The following is a 10,295-nucleotide window of genomic DNA, read 5'->3' as shown; positions in this document are numbered from 1 at the left end:
GCCCCCAGGATGGTCGACACCGCCAGCGTGGCCTGACGCTCGAAGTCGCGCCACACCGTCCGCGAGCCGCCGACCGGGTCCACGATGTCGTCCTCGTAATTCCCCCCGCCGGACCCGGCCAGACGCTCCCGCCCCGCCGCCCGCACCAGGGCGGGCCAATCGGACGCCCCGCCCCGAGCGCACACCGCCTCGGCGCGGCGCGCGAACTCCCGCACCGTGAACACCGATGAGACCAGGTCGGGGCGCAGGTCGAGCACGACCCGGCGATGCGCGCGCTCAGCGCACAGCACCGTATCCCCCGGCTGCAGGATGCCGTCGGTCAGGGCCCGTGCACGATGACCTCCCAGGTCGAGCCCATAGGCGCGCGCCACCTCCCGCACCTCGCTCGTCGCGTGCGCCCCCGGCCGAGCCGCGGTCCCCGCGCTCTCGATGCGGAGCCGGACGTGGGGCGACGACGCCAGATGCGAGGCGAGCAGCCCCGCGACGAAGGGCGAGCGGATCATGTTGGCGGTGCACACGATCACCAACCGATCACCGGTCATCGAACGGCCTCGAGCATCGCACTCTCCTCTCGCGCGGCAGACGCCTACCGCTTCCGAGTACACCCCCGCGCGGCGCGCGAGCGGTACGACGTCGGCACGTGCCCGCGCGCCCCGGGGCGGGTGAAGTCGCCGACGGAGGCGGGCGAGGTTCGGCCCCGATCACCCCGCGGTCCGGGTGGCGATCGCACGATGGAGGGGATCCCCGACAGGAAGGCTGCCATGGGCATTTTCGGAAACGCATTCTCGGGCTGGCATCTGCTGCTCATCCTCGCCGTCGTCGTTCTGCTGTTCGGCGCGGCGAAGCTCCCCGCGCTGGCCAAGAGCGTCGGCCAATCCGTGCGCATCCTCCGCTCCGAGACCAAGGACGCCGAGGCCGCCGCGGATCAGCCCCCCGCCACGACGCCCGACCACGGCTCCGAGACGGGGCGCGCCGGCTCGACGACGTCTCAGACGTGACGCGCGGGACGCGGCATCACCCGGCCCCCCACGGGGCCGGGGACGGGGGACGGATGCCGCTCCTCGCCCACCTGTCCGAACTCCGGCGACGCCTCACTCTGTGCGCGATCGCCATCGCCGTCGCCGGAGTCGCCGGCTTCGCGCTGTCCGATCTCGTGATCGAGGCCGCCGCCGGCCCCCTGCGTCAGGTTCAGGGCCCCTCGCTCACCGGGCTCAATTTCACGCGCATCGGTGAAGCCTTCGATCTCCGGTTCAAGATCGCGCTGACGCTCGGCATCGTCCTGTCGGCACCGGTGTGGATCTTTCAGGGCTGGGCCTATCTGGTGCCCGGCCTCACCTCTCGCGAGCGGCGAGGGGGGATGGTCTTCATGGCGACCGCCGTGCCGTTGTTCTTCTGCGGCGTCTGGTTCGGATGGTCGGTGGTGCCGCAGATCGTGACCATCCTCGCGGGCTTCGCGCCCTCGGGGTCGACCACGATGCTCACCGCGAGTCAGTACTTCGACTTCCTGCTGAAGCTGGTCGTCGGCGTCGGGCTGTCGTTCGTGTCGCCCCTGGTCCTGATCGCGCTGAATGCCGTGGGAGTGCTCAGCGGACGGACGATCGTCCGCGGATGGCGAGTGGCACTCGTGGCGATCATCGTGTTCTCCGCCGCCCTGACCCCCCCGGCCGACCTGCTGAGCATGCTCATCATCGCCGTGCCGCTGTGCGCCCTGTACGGTGGCTCGGCGGCCTGGACGCTGCTGCACGATCGCCGCGTCGAGCGTCGCGCTCGCGCGTCCCGCTGAGCTGCGTCAGGACGCAGACGGTGACACCGGGCTGCCGGCCACCATTCGCGCGCGCTGCGACTCGAGGACGAGCCGACGCCCGATCGCATCCGCATCGTCGAGCTCGACCGCGAAGGACGTGCCCCCGCCGACCTCGACGACGATCCAGGTCAGGTCGTCGTCTCGGCGACGGAGGACGCCGATCTCGACGTCGCGGGCGTCGCCGTCACCCTGGGCCCATCCGTCGCGCGTTCTGACCGTGAGAGCGACGCCCTCGCTGCGGTGGTCTTCGTCGTCGGGATGCACCGTGTCGCCGTGAGCCGTGACGCACCACGCGTACGGGCACCGGCACAGGGCCGGGTGACGGTCGGGGATCGCGGGGTTCATGGCGTGCACCTTCCTCGAGGCATCGCCGCAGGACGCGACGATCCGGACATCGATGGGCACCACCACAGTGAAACGCAAACCTCCGACATCCCCCTCAGCGTCCGGGTGCGAAGCCCTTCGGCGGCAGCGGGACCAGGTCGCTGAGCGGTACCTCCAGCACCTCGGCGAGGGCCACGAGGGTTCGCAGCCGCGGATTCGCCGCGGTCCCCGGATTCGACTCGCCCTTCTCCAACTTCCGGTAGGTGAAGGTGGCGAGGCCGGCAGCGTGTGCGACCTGCTCCTGCGACATCTGCTTCTCGGCGCGGGCGCGAAGCATCCGCACTCCCAGCTCGCGGGCGAAATCGGTCCAGGGATCGGGCACATCGCTCATGGGACCAGCCTGCGCGATCGGCCATTCTCACATGAACATGTAAACATTCCCCTCGCTCGTCTGTGAGAGCCGACGGCATGCACACCCGAGGTGGTGAGGTAGCCCGCGAGACGGGTGAGGGTCGAGGCGATATGTCGGGCGACGGCCGAAACGGACCGATCCTCCGACCGAGCGATTCCGGCGAGCCCTCCCCCCGGTACCCGCCGGATCGCCGTCTCCATTCCTCGCGTGTCTGCGCCTCTCACCCGGTCTGGTGGCGAACCGCCGGTGCGGCCCGCGCCAGGCGCCGATGCAAGAGTCGTCGCGCTCAGCGGCGTCCGACTGCGGATACCTGGGAGCGAAAACGTCCTCGGACGTGGGAGGCAGCCGAACCGTGAAGACATCCGTTTCGTACCAGGACTCACCCGGGCTCTCGTCCGGCTCGACCGCCGATCGATCCGCTCGACGCATCCCCTGGCAGCGGCGCTATGCGAGATGGGTCCTGCTCGCGGACGCGGCGGTCATCGCCACCGTCGTCTTCGGAACCCAGGTGCTCTGGCTGGGCCCGCGCACCGTCGGCGTGACCTCGTCGACCCTCGACTACAGCACCGTCTCCGTCCTCACGAGCACCGCGTGGATGCTCGCGCTCGCGCTGAGCGGATCGCGCCAGGAGCGCGTGATCGCGTACGGCGTGGCCGAGTACCGGCTGGTGGTCGCGGCATCCCTGCAGGTGTTCGGGATCGTCGCGATCGCCGCCTATCTGACGACCGCCGAACTCTCTCGCGGGTACTTCCTGCTCAGTCTTCCCGTCGGCTGCCTCGCCCTCGTGGCAGGCCGAGCACTCTGCCGCCGAATGCTGGCGCGTCGCCGCCGCACGGGCGAGATGGGCACCCACGTGGTGCTGATCGGCAGCCCCGAAGAGAACGCCCGCGTTGCGGCCGAGCTCGACCGGCAACCGTCCGCCGGCCTGCGCGTCATCGGTGTGCACGGTCTCGATCGCACTCCGGGCCGCTCGTCCTGGTCCGAGGAGCAGTCCGAGCGGCTACGGCGCCGGCTCGACGACCTCGACGCCGACGGCGTTCTCGTCTCGGGCAGTGCGGTACTCGACGCCCACGACATCCGCCGCATCGGGTGGAGCCTCGACCCCGGCGGACGTCAGCTCATCGTGGCGGTGAACCTGACCGACGTGGCCGGACCGCGACTGCATACCCGACCGGTGGCGGGACTACCGCTGGTCCACGTCGAGACGCCTCGATACTCGCGGGCGCAGCAGTTGTCGAAGAGAGCCTTCGATGTGGTGGGCGCGAGCGCGCTCGTCCTGCTGCTCTCCCCGGTCTTCGCCGTCGTCGCTCTGCTGGTGCGGGCATCGGGCCCGGGCCCGATCCTGTACCGACAGGAGCGGGTGGGCCAAGGCGGCATCCCCTTCGGCATGCTCAAATTCCGCTCGATGGTCGACGGAGCGGACTCCGAACTGCAGGGTCTGCTCCAGGCCCAGGGGCGCTCGGAATCCCCCCTGTTCAAGGTTGAGAGAGACCCCCGGATCACCCCCGTGGGTCGGTGGTTGCGTCGTTACTCCCTCGACGAACTCCCCCAGCTCTTCAACGTGATCGCCGGTCGGATGAGCCTGGTCGGACCCCGGCCGCAGCGAGACGCCGAGGTCGCCTTCTACGACGATGACGCGCGCCGTCGTCTCATCGTCCGGCCGGGCATGAGCGGGCTCTGGCAGGTCAGCGGGCGATCCTCGCTGACCTGGGAGGACGCGATCCGTCTCGACCTGTTCTACGTCGAGAACTGGTCGCTGGTGGGCGACATCGCGATCCTCGCCAAGACCTTCCGCGCTGTTCTCGCTCCCGGCGACACGGCGCACTGAACGCCCCGCGTCGTGGCATCCGCATCGCCCATCGTGCGGGAGCCGGGCGTCACCGCTCCCGGACCCCTTGCGGCCTGACCACCGGAGACCGGTCGTACAGCGGTGGACGCCTCCGAAGCATCGCGCCAGACCCTCCGCACCCGGCCGCCCCGGGGCGTCAGGTCGCCTTCGCTCGGAGACTCACCCGAGGTCGCGAAAGACTTCACCCGCATGCAGGGCCCGCGCGTCGTCCGGTGCCGCGTTGGACCGGCGACGAGGCCCCGTCTCGGCGGGGCCGCTCTTGGCCGCCACGCCCCGCGCACCCCGACGGGTGGATCGCTTGATCCCTTCCGCACCCGTCGCGTGGGATTCCCCGTAGCCGTAGTGGCCGCCGTAACGCGCCCCGTAGTACGAGGAATCCGGTCCTCGCAGCGGTACCCGGTTCAGAACGATCCCCAGCAACCGTCCGCGCGTCTTCGAGATGTTCTCGATGGCACGGGTCAACATGTCGTCCGTGGTGCGTCCGGCCGTCACCACCAGCACCGCGCCGTCCGCCCAACTGGCGATGACGGCGGCGTCCGCGACCGCGAGGGTGGGGGGCGAATCCACGATCACCACCATCTCCTCGGCGAGCTTCCGCGCGAGGCTCTGCAGCCGCTGCGAACCGACCATCTCGGTCGGGTTGGGGGGCGTCCGGCCGGCGGCCACGACGAACAGGCGACCTTCCTCGTCGACCTGATGGGCGACCTGCTCGATCTGTGCTCGCGCCGCGAGAACGTCCGAGAGTCCGACATCGTCCGAGAAGCCGAACACCCCTCCCATAACGGGACGACGCAGATCGGCGTCGATGAGGATCACGGACTGCCCGGTCGCGGCGATGCTGACGGCCAGGTTCGCCGCGGTCGTCGACTTGCCGTCGCCCGGCAGCGGGCTCGTCACCACGATCACGCGCGGGGGCCGGTCGACATCGACGTACTGCAGGTTGGTGCGCAGCTCGCGGATCGCTTCCTTGTGGGCGAACGACCCCCGACCGTCGCGGATGTCGGTGAACGAGAAGACCGCCCGCCCGTTCGCGAGCTCTTTGTCGACCGGCAGGACGCCGACCACCGAGGCGTCGACGGTGTCGGTGATGTCCTGAACCGTTCGGACGCGCCGGTCGAAGGTGCGCCGGACGAGGGCGAAGACGACCCCCAGGACGCCGCCGGCGATCCCGCCCACGGCGACGTCGATCTTGATGTTCGGCGACGAGGGCGAGGTCGGCAGGCGCGCCGAGTCGCCGGCGATCAGCCGGACCGCACCCTGACCCGTCCCTCCGGTCTCGAGATCGTCAACCTGCGTCGTCATCCCCCGGATCCAGGCCTCGGCAAGGTCGCGCGCCGACTCCGGCGTCGGTCCGGTGGCGTCCACGCGCACGTTGACCGTATCGACCGGGTTCGAGACGCGGACGCGCTGCACGAGCGACTCCGGGCTGTCGTTGACCCCGAGGGTCTGCCGCGCCGCTTCGGCGACGCTGCGCCAGTAGCCCATGTCGACGAAGGACTTCACCTTCGACAGCGCCAGTTGATCGCCCGCCAGAGCCGACCCGGTCGACCCGTCCGACGAGACGGTCGCGACGTACCCGCTCGCATCCGCCGTGTACACCCGCGGCTGCAGCGCGCTCCATCCCAGACCGGCCAACGCGCCCAGCGCGAGCAGGGCTCCGATCGTCTTCCAATAGGCGCGCAGGATGCGCACGACTCGCTGCATGTCCACTCGATCTCCGCCTTTCGCACCCCGACGAGGACATCGCCGTGGTCGCAGGCAGCCTAGGCCCGGGTGCTCCGGCGCCCGCGACGACGATCGACGCCGCCGGGACGGATGAAACCGGGATCAGTCGACGAGAGGGTGATGCCGAAGGGTGATGAAAAGGGTGACGCCAGGGAGGGTGATGAGGGGATGACGTGGGGGATGAAACAGACGGTTTTGGTCCATCGGCGCCCGGCGTCACCCCCAGGATCGTTCCCACGCGGCCACCCGCTCGTCGCGTCGGCGGAACTCCTCACCCGAAGGGAGACGCCGCCCCACCACCTGGAGGTAAAGATGCTGATCGACGTGGACTCCGTCCCCCCTGGCGTGCGAACGGCCCGACGTGCGAGCCGGTTCTGGGCGGCTCGACCGGCTTCCCTGGCGCGTCTGCGACAGGCCCTCGCCGGCGATGTGGTGCTCGTGCGCGGCCCCGCCGGAGTCGGCAAGAGCTCGCTTCTGCGGCAGTTCGCGACCCTGCTCGACGACGACGACCAGCTCGGCGTGCAGCTCGTCGACGGCGCTCTGGCCGGGCCCGGTGCGGCGGAGCGCATCGTCGAGGCGTTCGTCGCGGGTCCCTCCGCCCACGTCCTCCTCGTCGACAACCACGTCGAGGGGTCCGAGCTGTCCACCGACCACCTATTGCAGCTGCTGCGGTCAGATCCCGACCTGCGGATCGTCGTGGCGACGCGGCACGCGACGGGGCTCGAGAGCCCCCTGATCGCTCTCGAGTTCGACGTGCACGTGCTCGCCACCGACGCCCTCCTGATGACCCGCGACGAGATCGCCGAAGTACTCGAGCTGAACGGCGTGGTCACCACCGACGTCGCCATCGACGACCTCGCCGAGCACATCCACGGCTGGCCGGCCCTGGCGCAGTTGAGCGCCGCCCGCCTTCGCCTCGAGGGTCTGTCGCTGCGGACGCGCGGCGAAGCCGCAGCGGTGGCCGAGTACGCCGGGGCGGCGCTGACGACGGACTTCGAGAACAGACTGCAGATCCCGGTGACCGATGACATCCGCCTCCTCGCCGTGGCGCCCTACGTGACGACCGAGATCGCCGACGCCCTGGGAGTCGACCCGTCGATCGGCTCCACGGGCGAGCTGATCACCCGCCTGCAGGACGCCGGTCTCGCCTGGCCCAGCTCGACCCGCCTGACGCTGGCCGAACCCGTCCGCGAGAGATGGCTGCGCGACATCACCGCCCGAGCCCCCGAGAGGGTGAGCGCTGCACGGCTCCAGCTTCTCGAGCACCTGGTCGGCGCCGGCGAGCCCCTTCTCGCCGCCCAGCTGGCCGCGGCCGCCCGCCAGTGGGACACCCTCGCGGGGATCCTGCGCTCGTCGGGTCCCGAGATCTGGGCCCGGGATGCCGAGTGTCTGCCCGGGCTCCTCGACGAACTCGTGTCGAGCGCACCGGCGACGCCGTACGCGGTGGACGCCCTGCTCGCTCTCGACCCGCGCACCGCGTCGTCCCCCGAGACGCCCGCTCTCGCGGTCACCGCGCTGTCCCACCTTCCGGATGCCAGGACCCCGGCCGGAGCGAGCGTCGAAGCCCTGACACTGCGCGTCAACCTCCTCCGCGCCGCCGGGCGGTTCGCCCTGTCGACTGAGTCCTCCGCTGCTCTCGCAGACGCGCTCCGGCAGGCGCGGGGCCTGAGCACCGAAACCGCTGCAGAGGGGTGGTACCAGGTCGGAATGACGGCGTTCGCGATGGGCAAGCTGCGCGACGCACGCATCGCGTTGACGCAGTCGGAACGCACGGCTCCCCCGGCGCGACGCCTGCGTGCCAGAGGTGCCATCGCGGTCCTCGAGCTTCTCGAGGGCGATGTGCCGGGGGCACGGGCTCTGGTCGAGGCCGACGCGGACGAGACGTGGAAGTCGTCGCCCTGGGGCGAGGGGCTGCGCGTGGCCGAGGCGTGGTTGCGGCTCGAAGAGGGCGACGCCGCTCAGGCGCGCGCCCTGCTCGACGACCTGCCCGCGACCGCGGGCGCGCGGGAACTCTGGCCGTACGCGGCATCCGTGCATGCCCTCTCGTTCCTGCTCTCGGGGGCCGCCTCCGACGCTCTCGGCTTGCTGCGCGTCTGGACCGCCCGCACCCGGAGCACACCCCCCTCGCACTTCCAGTCGATCCACCTGCTGACCGCTCGGGCGAAGGTTCTCATCGCCCTCCGCCAGGCGCGCAAGGCCACGTCGTTGTTCGAGGGGCCCTACGGGCTGTCCGCCGCCACCGCGCCCGCGATCGCACTGTCCAACCTGTATGCGGGCCGCACCCACGAATCCTTCGTGATGAGCGTGAAGTGGGGGCTGCACCACGAGCCGTCCCCGCGCGCGGCGCTCGAGAGCCTGGTGGTGAGCATCGTCGCCGACGTGCGCCTCAACGGCGCCTCCGCGCACCGGACGACCGTGCAGCGCGCCGAGGCCCTGAGCGCGCGTCACGACCTGTGGAGCCCGTGGAGCGCGGTCGCCCCCGAGGATCGGCCCATGGTGCTCAAGATGCTCTCGCCCGAGACCCGCGAGCGCCTCAGCACGGGGCGGTCCTTCTTCGCCTCGTCGGTGAGCGTGCCCCACCTGACCAAGCGCGAGCAGGTCGTGCTCGCGCAACTGACGCCGACCTCGACCATCTCGGACATCGCCCGCGCCCTTGTCGTCTCGCCCAACACGGTCAAGACGCAGCTGCAGGGCCTCTACCGCAAGCTCGAGGTGTCCGACCGGTCCAGCGCGATCCGCGCCGCGCACGCGTGGGGACTCATCGAGACCGACTCCGAGATGTGACGCGGCGCCGGCGCCGCCAGCCGATCACCCCGCGCCCGACGAAGAGGAGCAGCAGGACGACCGCGATGCCGGGGAGCGAGAGGGGGACGCCGGCGCCGCGAAGAACGGCGAGGATGACGATGAGCGCCGCGAGCGAGGCGAACCACGACACGAGCGGACGCACCCGCCGGACGACGCCGGCGTAGCGCTCACGCCTGGAGTGCGTGCTCACGGGATCGTCACCTCGGCGGGGCCGGGCTCGCGGTCCGCGGCGCTCGCGTCCGCAGCGACCTGCAGACCGAACACGCCGAACCAGGTGATGGCGAGCGTCGCCGCCGTGAACTCGAGGTTGCCCCCGAGCACGGTGTCGCCGCGGAACAGCGCGATCATGGCACCGGTGAACGAGGTCGCTCCGACGGCGGTGAGGGTCAGGATGCTCGCCGCCCGCATCCACGGACGTCGGCGCAGCATGGCCGTCTGGGCCATCGCGACGATCGCGAGTACGAAACCGAGGACCGCGAAAGTGATGTGCACGAAGTCCTGCGGCAACGAACCGGCGGTGAACGGAACGGGACATCCCGGCGAGCACGTGACGACCGAGGCGAAGCCGAAGCACAGTCCGCACACCAGCAGCGTCGTCGCGATCGGCCACCCCGCGACGTACCCGACGCGGCGGGCCAGGAGTGCACGGTCGACCATGACGGCTGCGATCGCCAGCAGCAGCAGGGCGAGATTGAACAGCGGCGCCGTCGGCATGCCCGTCGCGCCCAGCTGGCTGACGTAGTGCACGCTCGGATCCTCGGCGCGACAGAGCCAGATGAGAGCCGCACTCGCGAACGCGCACCCCGCACCGAGCGTGGCGAGTCCTCGCGAGCGGACGGCGCGCGGACGGGCGATGACGCCGACGGGTCTCTCGAGGGTCTTCGGCATCGGCTCCTCCTGGATAGCGCTCGGCCACCCTACCGCCTCGCTCCCCATCCCCCGGGCGAGGTGGTGATCTGGCGGGGTTGGCGGGTGATTTTGCCCCGTCGCGGGCGGCAACGCCGCGGCCCGCAGGCAAAGCTGAACCCGCGGGCAGAGCGGAAGCGTCGCACGCGAGCCGGGGGGCCGCACCGCTTGATGCTCTCGCTCTGCCCGCACCCTGGGCCGTCGAACGTGCGGAACATCCACCGTCGCTCCCGCGCCCGATGACGCCTCTCGTCGGGGCCCGCCCGCCCGGCGAGGGCACGTGGGAAAGAAAACACCGCGCGGGCGAATCACGGGGTGAGAAATGACGGCATCCTCCCCGTGCAGCTCGCGCGGTGTGCCAGCCTCGACATCGAGCGGACGTTGTGCGGCTCTCCCCCAAGATCCCACTCTCCCAACACGACCGCTCTCCCCGATGCGCGGTCTCGCAGACCCCGTACCCCGTCTGCGAG

General features: G+C 70.9%; 10 protein-coding genes. 4 read left to right on the top strand and 6 right to left on the bottom strand.

Translation table 11 applies throughout. From position 1 onward, the window contains the following. Positions 1-542, bottom strand: a 542-nt coding sequence (locus DBR36_RS04700; RefSeq protein WP_108317789.1) for a hypothetical protein, incomplete at its 3' end; no start/stop codon positions are given. 219 nt (positions 543-761) lie between these two features. On the opposite strand from DBR36_RS04700, the gene tatA reads away from it, so the two are divergent. Then, positions 762-998 carry a twin-arginine translocase TatA/TatE family subunit gene (gene tatA, locus DBR36_RS04695; protein WP_108317788.1) on the top strand — a complete coding sequence of 79 codons (237 nt, stop codon included), beginning with the start codon at positions 762-764 and terminating at the stop codon, positions 996-998. Positions 999-1,051: 53 nt separating this feature from the next. Further along, positions 1,052-1,783 carry a twin-arginine translocase subunit TatC gene (tatC, locus tag DBR36_RS04690; protein ID WP_108317787.1) on the top strand — a complete coding sequence of 244 codons (732 nt, stop codon included), beginning with the start codon at positions 1,052-1,054 and terminating at the stop codon, positions 1,781-1,783. 6 nt (positions 1,784-1,789) lie between these two features. Here the strand turns inward: tatC and DBR36_RS17280 are convergent, their stop codons facing one another. Both DBR36_RS17280 and DBR36_RS04680 read right to left on the bottom strand, forming a co-directional pair. Continuing rightward, entirely contained in the window at positions 1,790-2,149 is a 360-nt protein-coding gene (locus tag DBR36_RS17280; RefSeq protein ID WP_146185228.1) for a DUF6907 domain-containing protein, read from the bottom strand. 94 nt (positions 2,150-2,243) lie between these two features. After that, positions 2,244-2,519, bottom strand: a complete 276-nt coding sequence (locus DBR36_RS04680; RefSeq protein ID WP_108317785.1) for a helix-turn-helix domain-containing protein — start codon at positions 2,517-2,519, stop codon at positions 2,244-2,246. A 373-nt stretch (positions 2,520-2,892) separates the two neighbouring features. On the opposite strand from DBR36_RS04680, the gene DBR36_RS04675 reads away from it, so the two are divergent. Beyond that, positions 2,893-4,368, top strand: coding sequence for a sugar transferase (locus DBR36_RS04675; RefSeq protein ID WP_258222568.1), 1,476 nt, complete (start codon positions 2,893-2,895; stop codon positions 4,366-4,368). A gap of 180 nt (positions 4,369-4,548) precedes the next feature. Here the strand turns inward: DBR36_RS04675 and DBR36_RS04670 are convergent, their stop codons facing one another. Next, a complete protein-coding gene (locus DBR36_RS04670; RefSeq protein WP_258222569.1) occupies positions 4,549-6,093 on the bottom strand; it encodes a polysaccharide biosynthesis tyrosine autokinase in 1,545 nt (514 codons plus the stop codon). Positions 6,094-6,426: 333 nt separating this feature from the next. Between DBR36_RS04670 and DBR36_RS18230 the strand changes: the two genes are divergently transcribed. Then, positions 6,427-8,898 carry a LuxR C-terminal-related transcriptional regulator gene (locus DBR36_RS18230; protein ID WP_108317782.1) on the top strand — a complete coding sequence of 824 codons (2,472 nt, stop codon included), beginning with the start codon at positions 6,427-6,429 and terminating at the stop codon, positions 8,896-8,898. Here the strand turns inward: DBR36_RS18230 and DBR36_RS04660 are convergent. Both DBR36_RS04660 and DBR36_RS04655 read right to left on the bottom strand, forming a co-directional pair. Continuing rightward, on the bottom strand, positions 8,873-9,109 hold the full coding sequence (locus DBR36_RS04660) for a hypothetical protein (protein WP_108317781.1): 237 nt from the start codon (positions 9,107-9,109) through the stop codon (positions 8,873-8,875). The two genes, DBR36_RS18230 and DBR36_RS04660, sit on opposite strands and share 26 nt — an antisense overlap. Then, positions 9,106-9,807 (bottom strand): DUF998 domain-containing protein, encoded by a 702-nt coding sequence (locus tag DBR36_RS04655; RefSeq protein WP_181373476.1) that lies wholly within the window; start codon positions 9,805-9,807, stop codon positions 9,106-9,108. The genes DBR36_RS04660 and DBR36_RS04655 overlap by 4 nt, the downstream gene beginning before the upstream one ends. Positions 9,808-10,295: the final 488 nt, after the last annotated feature.

It is taken from the genome of Microbacterium sp. HMWF026 (genome assembly GCF_003061325.1).
GTDB classification, from domain to species: domain Bacteria; phylum Actinomycetota; class Actinomycetes; order Actinomycetales; family Microbacteriaceae; genus Microbacterium; species Microbacterium testaceum_E.
Note: the sequence above shows the minus strand (reverse complement) of the source record. Positions and strands in the feature narration are given on the sequence as shown.

Coding starts and splice junctions, on each gene's coding strand:
- tatA (WP_108317788.1), top strand. CDS start 762: ATGGGCATTTTCGGAAACGCATTCTCGGGCTGGCATCTGCTGCTCATC.
- tatC (WP_108317787.1), top strand. CDS start 1,052: ATGCCGCTCCTCGCCCACCTGTCCGAACTCCGGCGACGCCTCACTCTG.
- DBR36_RS17280 (WP_146185228.1), bottom strand. CDS start 2,149: ATGAACCCCGCGATCCCCGACCGTCACCCGGCCCTGTGCCGGTGCCCG.
- DBR36_RS04680 (WP_108317785.1), bottom strand. CDS start 2,519: ATGAGCGATGTGCCCGATCCCTGGACCGATTTCGCCCGCGAGCTGGGA.
- DBR36_RS04670 (WP_258222569.1), bottom strand. CDS start 6,093: ATGCAGCGAGTCGTGCGCATCCTGCGCGCCTATTGGAAGACGATCGGA.
- DBR36_RS18230 (WP_108317782.1), top strand. CDS start 6,427: ATGCTGATCGACGTGGACTCCGTCCCCCCTGGCGTGCGAACGGCCCGA.
- DBR36_RS04655 (WP_181373476.1), bottom strand. CDS start 9,807: ATGCCGAAGACCCTCGAGAGACCCGTCGGCGTCATCGCCCGTCCGCGC.